Source organism: Microbacterium hydrothermale, from assembly GCF_004854025.1.
GTDB classification, from domain to species: domain Bacteria; phylum Actinomycetota; class Actinomycetes; order Actinomycetales; family Microbacteriaceae; genus Microbacterium; species Microbacterium hydrothermale.
On record NZ_STGM01000001.1, the window covers coordinates 715,453 to 732,707 of the forward strand.

Genomic DNA, 17,255 nt, shown 5'->3' on the forward strand with positions numbered 1-17,255 from the left:
TCCCCCGGGGTAGCGCGGATGTAACCCTGTCGATTCTAAGCCATCCCCACCACACCCCCGGCCGCCTGTCGACCCCCCGTCACGAACGGCAACGGCCTCGGTCGTTCTCGCTATGCTGGCGAGGAACGCGCGCCCCGCGCCGACACCCCACCCCCCTCCCACTCCTACGGTGACGAGCGCGGACGTCGGTACGTGAATCGGGCGCAGGATCGAGAAAGGCACCGTGTTGTCGGACTTCGAATGGGACGAGATCGATCGGCGCGCGGTGGACACCGCACGCATCCTGGCGGCTGACGCCGTCGAGAAGGTGGGCAACGGCCACCCGGGTACGGCCATGTCGCTGGCCCCCGCCGCCTACCTGCTGTACCAGCGGGTGCTCCGCCACGACCCGGCCGACACGCACTGGCCCGGGCGCGACCGCTTCATCCTCTCCGCCGGTCACTCCTCGCTCACGCAGTACGTGCAGCTGTACCTCGGCGGCTTCGGCCTCGAGCTGAAGGACCTCGAGGCGCTGCGCACCTGGGGCTCGCTCACCCCCGGCCACCCCGAGTACGGCCACACCGACGGCGTCGAGATCACGACCGGACCGCTCGGCCAGGGCCTGGCCTCGTCCGTGGGCTTCGCGTACGCCGCCCGGTACGAGCGCGGTCTCTTCGACCCCGAGACCCCCGCCGGTGAGAGCGCCTTCGACCACTACGTCTACGTGATCGCCGGCGACGGCGACCTCCAAGAGGGCGTCACCAGCGAAGCCTCCTCGCTCGCCGGCCACCAGGAGCTCGGCAACCTCATCGCGATCTACGACTCGAACCAGATCTCGATCGAGGACGACACCAATGTGGCCTTCACCGAGGACGTCCAGAAGCGCTACGAGTCGTACGGCTGGCACGTCCAGACCGTCGACTGGAAGAAGACCGGTCAGTACGTCGAAGACGTCGCCGAGCTGCACGCCGCGATCGAGGCCGCGAAGGGCGAGACCAGCAAGCCCTCGCTCATCATCCTCAAGACGATCATCGGCTGGCCCTCGCCCGGCAAGCAGAACTCCGGCAAGATCCACGGCTCCGCCCTCGGCGCCGACGAGCTGAAGGCCACCAAGGAGGTGCTCGGCTTCGACCCCGAGCAGCACTTCGCCGTCGCCGACGACGTCATCGCCCACACGCGCGAGCTCGTGCAGCGCGGCGAGGCCGAGAAGGCCGCCTGGCAGGAGAAGTTCGACGCGTGGGCCGCCGCCCACCCCGAGCGCAAGCAGCTGTGGGACCGCATGCAGGCCCGCGAGCTCCCCGCCGACATCGCCGACGCCCTCCCCGCCTTCGAAGCGGGCAAGGACGTCTCCACCCGTGCGGCCTCGGGCACGGTCATCAACGCCCTCGCCGCCGAGCTCCCCGAGCTCTGGGGCGGATCAGCCGACCTCGCCGAGTCCAACCTCACGACGATCAAGAACGCCAAGTCGTTCATCCCCTCGTCGTGGTCGACGCACGAGTGGTCGGGCGACCCCTACGGCCGCGTGCTGCACTTCGGCATCCGCGAGCACGCCATGGGCGCGATCCTTAACGGCATCGTGCTGCACGGACCGACCCGTCCGTTCGGCGGCACGTTCCTCATCTTCAGCGACTACATGCGCCCGCCGGTGCGTCTGGCCGCGCTGATGAACATCCCGACGATCTTCGTCTGGACGCACGACTCCGTCGCCCTCGGCGAAGACGGTCCGACGCACCAGCCGATCGAGCAGCTCGCGACCCTCCGCGCCATCCCGAACTTCGCGCTCGTGCGCCCCGCGGATGCCAACGAGACCTCCGTCGTGTGGCTCGAGATGCTCCGCCGCACCGCCGGGCCCGCCGGTATCGCGCTCACCCGCCAGAACATCCCCGTGTTCGCGCGCGGCGAGGGCGCGGCATCCGGTGACGAGTTCGCGTCGGCCGAGGGCGCCGTGAAGGGCGCCTACGTGCTCGCGGAGGCCAAGAACGGCGAGCCCGACGTCATCCTCATCGCGACCGGCTCCGAGGTGCAGCTGGCCGTCGAGGCGCGCGAGACGCTGGCCGCCGAGGGCGTCCACGCCCGCGTCGTGTCGGCCCCGTCGCTGGAGTGGTTCGCCGAGCAGGACGAGGCGTACCGCGAGTCGGTCCTGCCGTCGTCGGTGAAGGCGCGCGTCTCGGTCGAGGCCGGTTCGGCGCTCAGCTGGCACGGCATCGTCGGCGACGCCGGTCGCTCGGTCGCGATCGAGCACTTCGGTGCGTCGGCCGACTACAAGACCCTGTTCCAGAAGTTCGGCATCACGGCCGAGGCCGTCGTCGAAGCCGCCCGCGACTCGCTCGCCGCGGCGAAGAAGTAATCCGAGGAGAACAACGAAATGAGCACTCCCACCGCAGACCTCGCCGCTCAGGGCGTCAGCATCTGGCTCGACGACCTGTCGCGTCAGCGCATCCAGTCCGGCAACCTCGCCGAGCTCATCGACTCGCGCAACGTCTCGGGCGTCACGACCAACCCGACCATCTTCGCCGGGGCCCTGTCGAAGGGCGAGGCGTACGAGGGCCAGGTCAAGGAGCTCGCCGCGGCGGGCGCCGACGTCGACGAGGCGATCTTCTCCATCACCACCGACGACGTGCGCGACGCGTGCGACATCTTCCTGCCGGTGTTCGAGGCCACGAACGGCGTCGACGGCCGCGTGTCGATCGAGGTCTCGCCCGACCTCGCGCACGACACCGAGGGCACCGTCGCGCAGGCCAAGGACCTCTCGGCCCGCGTGGACCGCAAGAACGTCCTCATCAAGATCCCCGCGACCAAGGCGGGACTGCCCGCCATCACCGAGGTCATCGGCGCGGGCATCTCGGTGAACGTCACGCTGATCTTCAGCCTCGAGCGTTACGAAGAGGTCATCGACGCGTACGTCGCGGGTGTCGAGAAGGCGCACGCCGCCGGTCACGACATCTCGACCCTGCAGTCGGTCGCCTCGTTCTTCGTCTCCCGCGTCGACACCGAGATCGACAAGCGTCTCGCCGCGATCGGCACCGACGAGGCGGCGGAGCTGAAGGGCAAGGCGGGCATCGCCAACGCCCGTCTGGCATACGAGCTGTACGAGAAGAAGTTCTCCGAGGACCGCGCGAAGAAGCTCCTGGATGCCGGTGCCACGGTGCAGCGTCCCCTGTGGGCCTCGACGGGCGTCAAGGACCCCGCGCTGCCCGACACGCTCTACGTGACCGAGCTCGTCGCCCCCGGCACCGTCAACACGATGCCCGAGAAGACGCTCGAGGCCACCTTCGACCACGGCGTCATCACCGGCGACACCGTCACCGGCGCGTACGCCGAGGCGCACGAGGTGTTCGACCGGCTCGCCGCGGCGGGCGTCGACGTGGCCGACGCCACGCAGACGCTCGAGGACGAGGGCGTGGAGAAGTTCATCGCCTCGTGGCACGAGCTGCAGGACACCGTGAAGACCGCTCTCGACGCCGGAAGCGCCCAGGCAGCCCAGTGAGCTTCGCCGTCAAGGTCACGGGCCGAGTCGCCTCGGTCGTCCATGCGGAGCTCCCGGCACTGACCGGGTCGCTCATCGCGTCGGGCATCACCGCGGGGGATGCGAGCCTGTGGGGCGCGGCAGCCGAGGACGAGGCCTCTCGTCGGCTCGGGTGGGTGGGGGCCGTTTCGGTCTCCCGCCCGCTCGTGCCCGAGATCACCGCCCTGCGCGACGAACTCGTCGCGCAGGGCGTGACCCGGGTGGTGCTGGCCGGAATGGGCGGCTCCTCCCTCGCCCCCGAGGTCATCGCGCAGTCGGCCGGTGTGCCGCTGGTCGTCCTCGACTCCACCTCGCCCGGCCAGGTCCTGGCCGCGATCGACGGCGATTCCGAATCGGGCGGCCTCGAGCAGACCGTCCTGGTGGTGTCGAGCAAGTCGGGATCGACCATCGAGACCGACTCCGCCAAGCGCGCCTTCGAGGCCGCCTTCCGCGACGTGGGCATCGACCCCGCGCAGCGCATCGTCGTGGTCACCGACCCCGGCTCCCCCCTCGAGCAGTCCGCTCGCGCGGACGGATACCGCGTCTTCACCGCCGACCCGACCGTGGGCGGACGGTACTCCGCCCTCACCGCGTTCGGCCTCGTGCCCGCGGGACTGGCCGGCGTCGACATCGACGACCTCCTCGATGAGGCAGATGCGACCCTGCTCGAGGTCGCCATCGACGCTCCCGAGAACCCGGCCCTCGTGCTCGCCGCGGCGATCGCGGGCGGCGGCGCAGGTCGCCGCGACAAGCTCGGACTGGTCACCGACGGGAGCCACCTCATCGGTCTGCCTGACTGGATCGAGCAGCTCGTCGCCGAGTCCACGGGCAAAGACGGCACGGGCATCCTGCCGGTCGTGCTGCTGCCCGTCTCGCCCGAGCTCGAGGCGAAGCCCGACGACCTGCAGATCGTGCGGTTCGTCGACGACGCCGACGCCTTCCACCTCTTCGAGCGCCACACCGATGAGGTGCTGGTCAGCGGCTCCCTCGGCGCGCAGTTCGTCGTCTGGGAGTACGCGACGGCGATCGCCGGGCGCATGCTCGGCATCGACCCGTTCGATCAGCCCGACGTCGAGTCGGCGAAAGAGGCGACGCGCGGCCTGCTCGAGGCGCAGCCCGAGCCCACCGCGCCGGCCTTCGTCGCGGACGGCGTCGAGGTGCGCGTGTCCGACCCGGCCCTCGCCGAGAGCGGCACGGTCGCGGGCGTGCTCGCCGCGCTGTGGAGCCGCGTGCCCGCGGACGGCTACGTGAGCCTGCAGGCGTACGTCAACCGCCTCGAGCTCGCCCAGCTCTCCGGGCTCCGCGAACTCGTCGCGGCCGAGATCGGTCGACCGACCACGTTCGGGTGGGGACCGCGGTTCCTCCACTCCACCGGGCAGTACCACAAGGGAGGACCCGCCACCGGCGTGTTCCTCCAGATCATCGAACGCACCGACGTCGACCTCGAGATCCCGGGGCGACCGTTCACGTTCGGACAACTCATCCAGGCACAGGCCGCGGGAGACGCGAGCGTGCTGGCGGGAGCGGCCCACGGCCGTCCCGTCGTCACGCTGACGCTGACCGACCCGCAGGTCGAGGTGCTCTCACTCTTCGAGGCGGCACAGTAAGACATGGTCGTAGAGATCACACCGGGTCACAATCCCCTCCGCGATCCCGAGGATCGCCGACTCAATCGCATCGCCGGGCCCAGCGCCCTGGTGATCTTCGGCGTGACGGGAGACCTGTCGCGCAAGAAGCTCATGCCTGCGGTCTACGACCTCGCCAACCGCGGGCTCCTGCCCCCCGGGTTCGCGCTGGTGGGCTTCGCCCGCCGCGACTGGGAGGACCAGGACTTCGCGAAGGTCGTCTACGAGTCGGTCAAGAAGTACGCCCGCACGGAGTTCCGCGAGGAGACGTGGAAGGAGCTGCTCGAGGGCATCCGCTTCGTGCAGGGCGAGTTCGACGACCCCGAGGCCTTCGCACGACTGCGCGACACCGTCGACAAGCTCGACACCGAGCGCGGAACGATGGGCAACCACGCCTACTACCTGTCCATCCCGCCGAAGGCGTTCCCCCTCGTCACGACCCAGCTGAAGGCCTCCGGCCTCGTGGGCGACAGCGCCGAGGACACGAAGGGCTGGCGCCGCGTCGTCATCGAGAAGCCGTTCGGTCACGACCTGGCATCCGCCCGCGAGCTCAACGAGGTCGTCGAGAGCGCCTTCCCGGCCGACGCGATCTTCCGCATCGACCACTACCTCGGCAAAGAGACCGTGCAGAACATCCTCGCGCTGCGCTTCGCGAACGAGCTGTACGAGCCGATCTGGAACCGCAACTACGTCGACCACGTGCAGATCACCATGGCCGAGGACATCGGGGTGGGCGGCCGGGCCGGCTACTACGACGGCATCGGCGCGGCGCGCGACGTCATCCAGAACCACCTCCTGCAGCTGCTCGCCCTCACGGCGATGGAGGAGCCCATCAGCTTCAACGCCGCGGACCTGCGCGCCGAGAAGGAGAAGGTGCTCGCCGCCGTCCGCCTCCCGGAAAACCTCGCCGAGGCGACCGCGCGCGGTCAGTACGCCGGCGGCTGGCAGGGCGGCGAGAAGGTCCTCGGCTTCCTCGAGGAAGACGGGATGAACCCCGAGTCGGTCACCGAGACCTACGCGGCGATCAAGCTCGAGATCAACACGCGCCGCTGGTCGGGAGTGCCGTTCTACGTCCGCAGCGGCAAGCGTCTCGGCCGTCGCGTGACCGAGGTCGCGGTGGTGTTCAAGCGCGCCCCGCAGCAGTTGTTCTCGCGCAGCCAGACCCAGGAGCTCGGCCAGAACGCGCTCGTCATCCGCGTGCAGCCCGACGAGGGCGTCACGATCCGCTTCGGATCGAAGGTCCCCGGCGACGGCACGCAGGTGCGCGACGTCACCATGGACTTCGGCTACGGCCACGCCTTCACCGAGGCCAGCCCCGAGGCCTACGAGCGCCTCATCCTCGACGTGCTGCTGGGCGACCCGCCGTTGTTCCCGCGCCACGAGGAGGTCGAGCTCAGCTGGAAGATCCTCGACCCGATCGAGGAGTACTGGGCCGCCGAGGGCGGTCCTCTCGAACAGTATTCGCCCGGGTCGTGGGGGCCGGCATCCGCCGACGAACTCCTCGCCCGCGACGGCCGCACCTGGAGGCGCCCGTGATCATCGATCTGCCCGACACGACCGTGAGCGCGATCTCGAAGAGCCTCGTGAGCGTGCGCGAAGAGGGCGGCGCCGTCGCCCTCGGACGCGTGCTCACGCTCATCATCGTCACGCACCACGGTGCCGAAGAAGAGGTCATCGAGGCCGCGAACGACGCCTCCCGCGAGCACCCGATGCGCGTCATTGCCGTGCTCTTCGGCGACGAGGGCGAAGAGCCGCGGCTCGACGCGCAGATCCGCGTCGGCGGCGACGCCGGAGCGAGCGAGGTCGTCGTCCTGCGCGCCCACGGCGCCGCGGGCTCGAACGCCGAGAGCCTCGTCACCGGCCTGCTGCTGCCCGACGCTCCGGTGGTCGCGTGGTGGCCCGCCGAGGCCCCCGAGGACCCCTCGCATTCCGCGATCGGCCGCATCGCCCAGCGCCGCATCACCGACGCCTCGTCGCAGGCCGATCCCGCGGCCTGGGTCGCGCGACTCGGCGAGCACTACGCGCCGGGAGACACCGACTTCGCGTGGACCCGCGTCACCCGCTGGCGCGAGCAGCTCGCCGCGGTGCTCGACCAGCCGCCGTTCGAGCCGGTGACGGCGATCGAGGTGCGCGGCGCCGCCGACTCCCCCTCGACCGCCCTGCTGGCGGCATGGCTCGGCATGAAGCTCGACGCCCCCGTCGACTACGCCTACCTCCCGGCCGACGAATGGGCGAGCGGCATCAAGTCCGTGCGCCTCACGCGGCCGAGCGGTGACACGCTGCTCGAGCGCCCTGAGGCCGGTATCGCCGTGCTGACGCAGCCCGGACAGCCCACTCACGACCTCGCCTTCCCGCGGCGGACCCTGCGCGAGTGCCTCGCCGAGGAACTGCGCCGCCTCGACCCCGACCTGCTCTACGGGCGCGTGATCACCGAGGGCCACGACCTGCTCCTCGCGGCGAGCACCGAGGACGCCTCGTGACCGACAACGGCGCGGCCAAGCGCGTCATCATCAAGCGCGACGCCGACACCCTCGCCGAGTACGTCGCGACCCGGTTCATGAACCGCATCGTCAAGCGCGTCGCCGAGGGCAAGCGCATGCACATCTGCCTCACCGGCGGCACGATGGGCGGAGCGGTGCTGCGGACGGCGGCGCGCGATGAGCGTGTCTCCGACGTCGACTGGTCGCTGGTGCACTTCTGGTTCGGCGACGAGCGGTTCGTGCCGCGCGACAGCGACGACCGCAATGAGAAGCAGGCGCGCGAGGCCTTCCTCGATCACCTCGACATCCCCGCCGAGAACATCCACGTCGTGGCCTCCACCGACGACGGTCTCGACCTTGATGCTGCGGCGATCGCCTACGCCGACGAACTGGCTCAGTTCGCCCCCTCGGACCGCAGCGAAACCGGCCCCTGGCCGTCGTTCGACATCTGCTTCCTGGGTGTCGGGCCCGACGCGCACATCGCGTCGCTTTTCCCGGACCGGCCGGAGATCTCGGTGACCGATCGCGCCACCGTGCCGGTGCGCGACTCCCCCAAGCCTCCCGCCGAGCGCGTGTCGCTCACCCGCCCCGTCATCAACTCGTCGAAGCGGGTCTGGATGGTCATCGCGGGAGCAGACAAGGCCGCCGCCCTCGGGCTGGCCCTCGCCGGAGCGAGCTATCAGAGCGTCCCGGCGGCCGGGGCCAAGGGCCGCCGCCGCACCGCGTTCTTCGTCGACGAGGTGGCCGCAGACCAGGTTCCCCCGCAGCTCATCGACCGCGAGTACTGAGCGCTCGTCGCCGAGAGACCGGACCCGATCCGGTCTCTCGGCGTTCTCCGGGCCGGCGGGGGCTTGTCAGAACGCGGAACCCGACTTACCCTTCGGATGGGGGGCATCCCGGTTCGACGCGACGGTCACGGCCGTCGGTCGGCAGACGCGCGAGGGAGCGTCCGGATGCCATTTGTCGGTCGTCAACGAGAGCTGCACGTCGCTGCGAACCTGATCGGTTCCGGAAGCGGTGCGGCGGGACTCTTCGTCGGAGAGGGCGCGTCGGGGAAGACGACGCTCGCGCGCGAGATCGCCACGCGACACGACGCCGTCCTGGTCACGGCGAGTCCGAGCGAGCGGATGTGGCCGCTCTCCGGTCTCACCGCGATGATCGCCGCGCTCGACGATGAGCGCAGGGCCGCCGTCGACACGGTGCTCGCGCGCGGGCGGGACTGGCCGGAGCATCTCATCGCCGAGGAGGTGAGCCGCACCCTGCACCTGCTGCGCGCCGACCCGCACGTCGTTGTGATCGACGACCTCGACGAGATGGACAGCGCGAGCATCACCGTCCTGTCGTACGTGTTCGCGCGACTGCGCGGCACCGGGGTGAGCGTCATCGCGACCAGCGGCACGTTCGAGGGGCGACACGACTTCGCCGGACTGCTGCAGACCCGCATCCACCGTCTGTCGTTCGCGGAGTCCGTCGAACTGGCCGGTCACGTGCTCGGACCCGGTGCGTCGCGCGCCGTGCTGCACGTCGTCGCCGAGTTGACGGCGGGAGACCCCGGCATCCTGACGGCCCTGCGCCTGACGGCCCCCGAGGTCGCCGGCGAAGAGCCGCTGTCCCTGCCGCTGCGCGTCGTCGGGTCGAGCTCGCGTCGACGTCCGTCGGACGACCGCCCCCGCGACCCGCGCCTGTCGGCGCTTCTCGACCTGCTCGCGGTCGGGCCCGTCTACGGTGTCGACAGGCTGCGCGAGAGGGCGCGCGCCGACGGCGTCGACATCGACGATCTGCTGGAGGACGGCAGCGTGATCGTGCGCGGGGAGCTCGCGCGCATCGCCGACCCGGCCCATCGGCTGCGTCGGCACGCCGGCCTGCGCCCGGAGCAGCGTCGCACCCTGCACGCCCAGGCCGCGGAGGATCACGCCGTCGACTACCCCGCGACACGGCGGTGGCACGAGAGCTTCCTCGACCCCGCCGCCGACCGCGCGCGCCTCCTGCAGGGGGCCGTGCTGCTCACGCGCGAGGACGAGGTGATCGCCGCGGTGGAGTTCGCCGAACGCGCGCTGGCCGGCGAGATCGACGAAGCGCGGCGCTGCGACCTCCTCGTCGAGCTCGGCGACGCCCTGGTCCTCGACGGTCACGACCTCCTCGCGCAGCACTACCTCCGCAGGGCGGGGGTGAGCGCCGACCCCGACACCCGGCTCCGCGCGGCGATCGCCCGCCTGCGCGCCGGTGCGGTCGCCGATCACGTCGTGGACGACAGCGTGCTGACGCACGCCGATCCGCGGATCGGGGCCGACCCCGCGGCATCCGAGATGCTCCTGTGCGAGTCCGCGGCGCTGCACCTGCACCGCGGGGAGGTCGACGCGGCCGTGGCGTGCATCGCGATGGCCGCCGAGCGGGGGGTCGCGTCGACGCAGACGGCCCTGTTGGCGCGCATCGCGGAGGAGATGGGCGGATGCCGCTCGACCGGCGCCCTGGCCCGCCCCCTGGATGCGATCGAGACGGGGGCGATCGACCTCCCCGTCCCGCAGACGACCCTCGAGCAGACGTCCCTCGAGCAGACGTCCCTCGAGCAGACGTCCCTCGAGCAGGCGCCCGTCGAGCAGGCGCAGCTGCAGGCGGGACTTCTCCTGCTGCGCGAGGACTACCCCGCCGCCCGTCGCGTCGTGCGGGCGCAGCTCGACCGCTCACCGCGGATCGCGCCGATGTGGCGGGAGCACCTGCTGCGGCAGCTGGTCACGATCGACGTGCGGGCCGGCGACCCGGCGTCCGCCGAGGAGACGGTGACGGCCTGGCGACGCGAATGGATCCCCGGGCGCAGCACCGACGCCTCCAGCACCCTCGTGCTCGCCGCCGCGGCCGCCCTGCAGTCGCCCCCGGTGGGCGCGGAAGATCTCGTCCGGCAGGGTCGGGACCGTGCGCGGCGCGAGGGGGCGACCGCCCTGCTGCCGTGGTTCGACGGCGTCGAGGGGACCATCGCCCTCGACGAGGGCCGCTACGCCGAGGCCGTCGACCTCCTGCGCGCGGCGCGGACGGCGACCTCCGACACCGACCCCGCCGTGGCGCGCACCCTGGCCGATCTCATCGAGGCGCTGTGGCTCGCCGGGCGTCTTACCGAGGCCCGCCGCGAACTCGAGCGCTTCGAGCGCGATGCGGCGGGAGCCCCGCCCCGTCGGTGGACGACCCTCGCGCTCGCGCGCTCACGGGCCGTGTGCGGCTCCGACCGCGACGGTCTCGAGGCGTTCCGCGTCGCGGAGTCGGTCTTCCGCAGCGACGACGCCCCTCTCGAGCAGTCCCGCCTGCGTCGCGCGCGCGAGCGCTGCCTCCCCGGCGAGGCCGCGTCCCCCCTGCGCCCCCTCGTGCCGACGGCGAGCGCGGGAGAGGGAATGCGCGCGCTCACCGCGCACGAGAGGGAGATCGTCGAACTGGTGGAACGAGGGCTGCGCAACCGCGAAATCGCCTCGGCGCTGTTCGTCTCCCTGCGCACCGTGGAGCTGCGACTGACCGGCATCTACCGCAAGCTCGGGGTGACCTCGCGCGTGCAGCTCGTCAGCCGGCTGCGCGGCGCGGTCGGCTGAGCCGCGTCGACGCGCGCGACGTGGAGCCGCGCCTCGAGCCCCAGGCGGCGCGGGGTTCCGGCACGCCGCGAGCCCCGGAGGTCCCGGCACGCCACGAGCCCCGCGACCGGCGCGAGGTCCCGCCACGCCACGAGCCCGCGGCATCCCCCTACGCCGGCAGGCTCGAGCCCGCCGCGGGGACGAGGCCCCGCCATGCCTCGAGCCAGCGGCATCCCCCTACGCCGTCAGACCCGCCGCCCGCCGATCGCGCCGCGTGTGCGCCGCCCCCGGGCGCTGCACCGCGCGCCGATCGGGGCTGCGCCAGCGGCCGTCGGAGGGCCGGCCCCACGCGGCGCCCAACGCGCGCAGGCAGAGCAGGGCGTCCCATACGCGCATGAGCGGGTACAGCAGCATCGCCGGCCGCGGTCGCGTGCGCGACACCAGGCACGTGAAGACGCTCATCGCCAGGTCGACGACGACGAAGCCGACCAGCAGCGGCACCAGGGGCAGCTGCGCCGCCACCTGCCCGGCGACCGCCGCCCCCTCGCCGGTGGCGAGCGCGCTCACGGCGGCCGCGGCGGCCGCGAGCAGCAGCAGGGGCAGGATCGCGGCGAGGACCAGGCTCGACACCACGGTCTCGAGCGCGAACACGCCCACCGACAGCCAGAAGAGCCCGCGATGCGGCCCGTGGCGGCGCAGCGTCTGCCAGAAGCCGAGGCTCCACCGTCGCACCTGGGCGGAGTAGTCCCGCAGCACCGCGGGATCCTGCGTCTCGGCGATCGCGCACGCGGGGTGGAAGGCGATGCGCCCGAGCCTCTTCGCGTGCACCTCGAAGGTCATGTTGAAGTCCTCGATCGACAGTCCCGGGGCGTCGATGTCGATGCGATCGAGGACGTCGGTGCGGTACAGGCTCGCGAACCCGGGCACGATCGCCACGGCATCCGCTCCGGCCGCCGCCTGCCCGAACTTGTGCAGGTACTGCGTGCAGACGTACGTGCGCTCGCGGTACGCGGTGAGGAAGCGTCCCATGCGCGTCGCGGGCGTCTCGGTCGAGGTGGTCGCCCGGCCGGCCACGGCGACCACCCCGTCGTCGGTGAACAGCGGCAGCGCCGTGCGCAGGTAGTCGGGCCGCGGCCGCGAGTCGGCGTCGAGGAGGAGCAGCAGGGGGAAGCGGTCCGCGATCCGGAAGCGTTCCAGCCCCGCGCGGATCGCCCCCGCCTTCCCGCGGTTGGGCGAGAGGTCCCACGCCGTCGCCCCCGCGGCACGCGCGCGCGCGACGGTGTCGTCTCGCGACCCGTCGGAGACGACGAAGACGTTGCCGGCGGGGACGAGCCTGCGCGCCGCCCGCACGGCATCCGCGATCACGAGCTCCTCGTCGTGCGCGGCGATGAGCACGGCGACCTCGTCGCCCCGGTAGTACATCGAAGGGGTGAGCAGGCCCGGCCGACGGTGGCGCTCGGCCACGAGACGGACCACCGCGACGGTGCCCCAGACCAGGGTCGAGACGCCGATCGTACAGACGGCGATGAAGACGACGAGCGCCACGGTCATGGCATCCCCTCTCCGAGACGACGGCCCGGACGGCGGCCGGTCCGCTTCCGGGTCGCGGATCGGTCCCGACGGTACGCCGGAGCCGGCCCCGCGCACCCGGTGCGGACCGCACTCGCGGTTGCGGTTCCCCGCATATCGCCGTGCGGGCCGCGGGAGTCCGCACGATCGGCCGGGGTCGCTTGACCACGGTGTCGGGGACGCAGGAACGTGGGCCGCGGATCAGCGCCGATCCTCACCCGACGCCTGACCACCCACCCGAATCGTCCGAGGGGGCATGGCCCCCCACCGCCCCCTCGGACCCGCTGTTGGAGGATGAAGATGTCCACGCTCGATGTCCGCCCTGACGTGATCGCTCCGACGACGCCGCTCCCCCGCGACGGCGCCTCCCCTGCCCCGGACACGCCGATCGCCGCCGCCGCGCCGGCGCCCGCGTTCGACTTCGACGTCGCGATCGTCGGTCTGGGCTACGTCGGGCTGCCGACCGCCCTGGCGTATCACGCGAGCGGTTCGCGCGTACTGGCTCTCGACGTGTCGTCGCGGCGCCTGCGCACGATCGCGGCCCGCGGCGCCGACCTGATCGACTCCGACCGGGAGCGACTGGATGCCGCACTCCGGCGCCCGAGCGAGTTCCGCCTCACCGGCGACGTGAGCGAGCTCTCCCGGGCGAGCGCGATCGTCGTGTGCGTGCCCACCCCGGTCGACCACCAGCAGGTCCCCGACCTCGCTCCCCTGCGGGCCGCGTGCGCCACCGTCGTCGCCGCGGCCCGCCCGGGGCAGCTCGTCATGCTGACCTCCACGACCTACGTCGGCTGCACGCACGACCTCGTCGAGCAGCCGCTGCGCGAGCGCGGATTCGAGATCGGCCGCGACGTCTTCGTCACCTTCAGCGCCGAGCGCATCGACCCCGGCAATGTCGGCTTCGCCCAGGAGGTCGTCCCCCGCGTGGTCGGCGGCGCGACCCCCCGCTGCGAGGAGCAGGGCGCTCAGCTGCTCTCGCGCTACGCCGCCCGCGTGCACCGCGTCTCGAGCCTCGCCACCGCCGAGATGACGAAGCTCCTCGAGAACACGTTCCGCGCGGTCAACATCGCCCTCGCGAACGAGTTCGCCGACATCTGCGGAGCTCTCGACGTCCCCGTCACCGAGGTGATCGAGGCGGCCAGCACGAAGCCCTACGGGTTCATGGCGTTCTACCCGGGTCCGGGGGTGGGCGGTCACTGCATCCCGTGCGATCCGCACTACCTGCTGTGGCAGCTGAAGGCGCTGCACGTCGACGCGGGGGTGATCACCGAGGCGATGACGCGCATCGCCGCCCGGCCGCGTCGCGTGGTCGAACGCATCCGCGACGTGCTCGGACGCGCCGGCAAGGGCACGCTCGGCGCCCGCGTGCTCGTGGTCGGGGTGACCTACAAGCCCGATGTCGCCGACCTGCGGGAGTCGCCCGCCCTCGAGATCATCGATCACCTGATCGACGTGGGCGCCGAGGTGCAGTACGTCGACACCCACGCCCCGCACATCCATCTCGACTCCGGCCGCGAGCGCGACTCGCTCGACGATCCGGGGGCGTTCCACCCCGACGTGGTCCTCGTGCACACGCGCCACCACGACTGCGACCTCGGCTGGCTCGACGGCGAGGCCCTCGTGGTCGACGGCACCTACCGCAGCACCGACATCGCGGGGCGGGTGCTCCTGTGAGCGCCGTCCCGGTCTTCGGCTCCGCGGCCGGAGGGATGCGCACCCTCGTCACGGGCGGGGCGGGCTTCGTCGGCAGCCACCTCGTCGAGCACCTGCTCGCCGCCGGCGACGAGGTCGTCGTGCTCGACGACCTGTCGACCGGATCGGCGCGCAACCTCGCCGGCGTCGCCGACAACCCGCGCCTGGAGATGATCCACGGCTCGATCCTGAACAGCCGGACCGTCGACCAGGCGATGCGCACGTGCGACCGCGTGTTCCACCTCGCCGCGGCCGTCGGGGTGAAGCTCATCGTCGAGCAGCCCCTGCGGGGTCTGCGCATCAACATCCACGGCACCGAGAACGTGCTCACCGCGGCCATCGAGCACAAGGCGTCCGTCCTGCTGGTGTCCACGAGCGAGGTTTACGGCAAGAACACGGCCGATCGTCTGCGCGAGGACTCCGACCGCGTGCTCGGCGATCCGCTGCTGTCGCGCTGGACGTACGCCGGGGCGAAGGGCATCGACGAGGCGTTCGCGAAGGCGTACTGCGACCAGGAGGGCCTCGACGTGGCGATCGTCCGCCTGTTCAACACCGTGGGCCCCCGGCAGACGGGCAGGTACGGGATGGTGCTGCCCAACCTCGTCGGTCAGGCCCTGCGCGGGCATCCCCTCACCGTGTTCGGCGACGGTCTGCAGACCCGCTGCTTCTCGGCCGTCGAAGACGTCGTGCCCGCGATGGTCCGCATCGAGCGCGACCCCCGCGCCCGCGGCCAGGCCTACAACCTCGGCGGATCGCGCGAGATCTCCATCGTCGACCTGGCCCGCGAGATCATCGCGACGCTCGACAGTCGCAGCGAGGTGGAGCTGGTCCCGTACGAGCGGGCGTACGCCCCCGGTTTCGAGGACATGCGGCGGCGCGTCCCCGACAACACCAAGGCGCACGACCTCGTCGGCTACCAGCCCACGACCCCGCTCACGACGACGATCATGCGCGTGGCCGCCGATCTGCTCTCCCGCGAGCGGCTCGGGTCGGATGCCATGCCCCTGGCCGCCGCAGGATCGTTCCGGGGCGTGCTCTGATGTGCGGCATCACCGCCTACCGCGGCCCCACCGCGGCGGCATCCCGTGCGCGCAACGCCCTCGAGCGCCTCGAGTACCGCGGCTACGACTCCGCAGGGATCGCCGCCCGGCGTCCCGACGGCTCGACGATGCACGCGCGCACGCTCAGCGGAGTCGCCGCCCTCGCCGTCGTCGTCGGAGAAGAGCCGGCGGATGCCACGACCGCGGCGATCGGGCACACCCGATGGGCGACGCACGGCGAGGTGAGCGAGGCGAACGCGCACCCCCTGGAGGACTGCGGCGGCCGCCTCTACGTGGTGCACAACGGGATCATCGACAACGCCGACGCGCTGCGGGCGCGGCTCGTCGGCGCCGGACACCGCTTCGCCACCGGCGTGGACAGCGAGGTCATCGTCCACCTCGTCGAGCAGGCGCAGCGCCCCGGCGTCGGCCTCGGCGACGCCCTCGCCGACGCGGTGACCCACCTCTCGGGCTCGTGGGCGGTGGTCGTTCTCGACGCGCGCAGCGGCGCCCTCGCGGCGACCGCGCACGGCTCCCCGCTGATCTGCGCCGAGGCGGGTGGCGGCACGTACTTCGCGAGCGACGTGGGCGCGATCGCCCCCGAGGTCGACGAGTTCCGCGTGCTCGAGGACGACGACGTGGTCGAGGTCGATGCCGCCGGCCCGCGCTGGCACCGCTCCGGTGGCAGCTGCCGACCCCGGGGCCTGTGGCCGGTGCCGCGGACGGCGCTGCTGGCCAGCACCGGCCGCCACCGCGACCACATGGGCAACGAGATCGACGAGCAGCCCCTCATCGCCCGTCGCGTGCTCGAGGCCCTCTCCCCGGGCATCGCCGACGGTCGCCTGTGGAGGGGGCTCGGGCTCCCCTCCCTCGACGGCATCGACCGCGTCGCCGTGCTCGGCTGCGGTACGTCGCTGCACGCGGGTCGCGCCGTCGCCGGGGTCTTCGGCCGCCTCGGGGGGATGCCGACGCGCACCCTCGTCGCGAGCGAGGTCGCGCACGAGGTGTGGGAGCCGCGGACTCTCGTGATCGCGATCAGCCAATCCGGCGAGACCGCCGACGTGCTCCGCGCCCTCGATTCCCTGCCCCCGCGCCACGGCACCGTGCTCGCCCTGACCAACAACACCTCCTCGACGCTCGCTCGCCGTTCCGATGCGGTCATCGACTGCCTGGCCGGTCCCGAGGTGGGGGTCGCGGCGACCAAGACCTTCGTCGCACAGGTCCTCACCGGGGTGTGCGTGGCCCTGTCGGCTCTCGCGGCCGCCGACCGCGGCGACTCCGCGTGCGTGGACGCGGATCTGCGCGCCCTCGCGGCGACGCCCGACGCCCTCGCCGCCGCCCTCGACACGTGGCGGGGTCCGTGCGCGCAGCTCGCCGCCGACCACGCGCGGGCATCGGGCTTCCTCTTCCTCGGTCGAGGGGCCGGTCTCGTGTACGCCGCCGAGGGAGCTCTCAAGCTGAAGGAGCTGTCGTACCGCTGGGCGGAGGCTCATCCCGCGGGCGAGTTGAAGCACGGCCCGCTCGCTCTGGTGACCACCGGGACCCCCGTGTTCGTCGTCGACAACGGCGATCCGCGTCTCGATGTCGATATCGCCGAGGTGACCGCGCGCGGAGGACGTGTCATCCGGATCGGCGAACGCGTGCTGAACGTCGGCGGGGTGGCGCTCCACCTGCCGCGCACCGGACCCTCGTGGGGCCCGCTCGAGAGCGTCATCCCCCTGCAGATGTTCGCGCGCGAGCTCGCCCTGCGACTGCACCGCGACGTCGACAAGCCGCGCAACCTCGCGAAGTCGGTGACGGTGTCATGAGCGCGA

At 72.1% G+C, this 17,255-nt stretch carries 11 protein-coding genes; 10 read left to right on the plus strand and 1 reads right to left on the minus strand.

Annotated features, from left to right (window positions below; genetic code table 11):
- Nucleotides 1–226: 226 nt before the first annotated feature.
- From tkt to FB047_RS03495, 7 genes are all read left to right on the plus strand, one after another.
- A complete protein-coding gene (gene tkt / locus FB047_RS03465) occupies nucleotides 227–2,326 on the plus strand; it encodes a transketolase (RefSeq protein ID WP_136585873.1) in 2,100 nt (699 codons plus the stop codon).
- Nucleotides 2,327–2,344: 18 nt separating this feature from the next.
- The gene (tal, locus tag FB047_RS03470; RefSeq protein ID WP_136585795.1) at nucleotides 2,345–3,466 is read left to right on the plus strand and encodes a transaldolase; all 1,122 of its coding nucleotides are present in this window, start codon (nucleotides 2,345–2,347) and stop codon (nucleotides 3,464–3,466) included.
- Entirely contained in the window at nucleotides 3,463–5,091 is a 1,629-nt protein-coding gene (locus tag FB047_RS03475) for a glucose-6-phosphate isomerase (RefSeq protein ID WP_136585796.1), read from the plus strand. The genes tal and FB047_RS03475 overlap by 4 nt, the downstream gene beginning before the upstream one ends.
- A gap of 3 nt (nucleotides 5,092–5,094) precedes the next feature.
- A complete protein-coding gene (gene zwf, locus FB047_RS03480) occupies nucleotides 5,095–6,645 on the plus strand; it encodes a glucose-6-phosphate dehydrogenase (protein WP_136585797.1) in 1,551 nt (516 codons plus the stop codon).
- Entirely contained in the window at nucleotides 6,642–7,589 is a 948-nt protein-coding gene (locus tag FB047_RS03485; RefSeq protein WP_136585798.1) for a glucose-6-phosphate dehydrogenase assembly protein OpcA, read from the plus strand. The genes zwf and FB047_RS03485 overlap by 4 nt, the downstream gene beginning before the upstream one ends.
- Nucleotides 7,586–8,377 (plus strand): 6-phosphogluconolactonase, encoded by a 792-nt coding sequence (gene pgl / locus FB047_RS03490; RefSeq protein ID WP_136585799.1) that lies wholly within the window; start codon nucleotides 7,586–7,588, stop codon nucleotides 8,375–8,377. Before FB047_RS03485 ends, pgl begins: the two co-directional genes overlap by 4 nt.
- 165 nt (nucleotides 8,378–8,542) lie before the next feature.
- Nucleotides 8,543–11,161 (plus strand): LuxR family transcriptional regulator, encoded by a 2,619-nt coding sequence (locus tag FB047_RS03495; RefSeq protein WP_167494127.1) that lies wholly within the window; start codon nucleotides 8,543–8,545, stop codon nucleotides 11,159–11,161.
- A 216-nt stretch (nucleotides 11,162–11,377) separates the two neighbouring features.
- On the opposite strand, the gene FB047_RS03500 is transcribed toward FB047_RS03495, so the two are convergent.
- The gene (locus tag FB047_RS03500; protein ID WP_136585801.1) at nucleotides 11,378–12,691 is read right to left on the minus strand and encodes a glycosyltransferase family 2 protein; all 1,314 of its coding nucleotides are present in this window, start codon (nucleotides 12,689–12,691) and stop codon (nucleotides 11,378–11,380) included.
- Nucleotides 12,692–13,009: 318 nt separating this feature from the next.
- On the opposite strand from FB047_RS03500, the gene FB047_RS03505 reads away from it, so the two are divergent.
- The 3 genes from FB047_RS03505 to glmS are packed head-to-tail and all read left to right on the plus strand — an operon-like array spanning nucleotide 13,010 to nucleotide 17,249.
- Nucleotides 13,010–14,383, plus strand: coding sequence for a nucleotide sugar dehydrogenase (locus tag FB047_RS03505; RefSeq protein ID WP_167494128.1), 1,374 nt, complete (start codon nucleotides 13,010–13,012; stop codon nucleotides 14,381–14,383).
- Nucleotides 14,380–15,441, plus strand: coding sequence for an NAD-dependent epimerase/dehydratase family protein (locus FB047_RS03510; protein ID WP_240752538.1), 1,062 nt, complete (start codon nucleotides 14,380–14,382; stop codon nucleotides 15,439–15,441). The genes FB047_RS03505 and FB047_RS03510 overlap by 4 nt, the downstream gene beginning before the upstream one ends.
- A complete protein-coding gene (gene glmS / locus FB047_RS03515) occupies nucleotides 15,441–17,249 on the plus strand; it encodes a glutamine--fructose-6-phosphate transaminase (isomerizing) (protein WP_136585803.1) in 1,809 nt (602 codons plus the stop codon). Before FB047_RS03510 ends, glmS begins: the two co-directional genes overlap by 1 nt.
- Nucleotides 17,250–17,255 lie beyond the last annotated feature (6 nt).

Bases quoted from the DNA above. Each gene is read 5' to 3' on its own strand.
- tal (WP_136585795.1), top strand. From the start codon at position 2,345: ATGAGCACTCCCACCGCAGACCTCGCCGCTCAGGGCGTCAGCATCTGG.
- zwf (WP_136585797.1), top strand. From the start codon at position 5,095: ATGGTCGTAGAGATCACACCGGGTCACAATCCCCTCCGCGATCCCGAG.
- FB047_RS03495 (WP_167494127.1), top strand. From the start codon at position 8,543: ATGCCATTTGTCGGTCGTCAACGAGAGCTGCACGTCGCTGCGAACCTG.
- FB047_RS03500 (WP_136585801.1), bottom strand. From the start codon at position 12,691: ATGACCGTGGCGCTCGTCGTCTTCATCGCCGTCTGTACGATCGGCGTC.
- FB047_RS03505 (WP_167494128.1), top strand. From the start codon at position 13,010: ATGTCCACGCTCGATGTCCGCCCTGACGTGATCGCTCCGACGACGCCG.
- glmS (WP_136585803.1), top strand. From the start codon at position 15,441: ATGTGCGGCATCACCGCCTACCGCGGCCCCACCGCGGCGGCATCCCGT.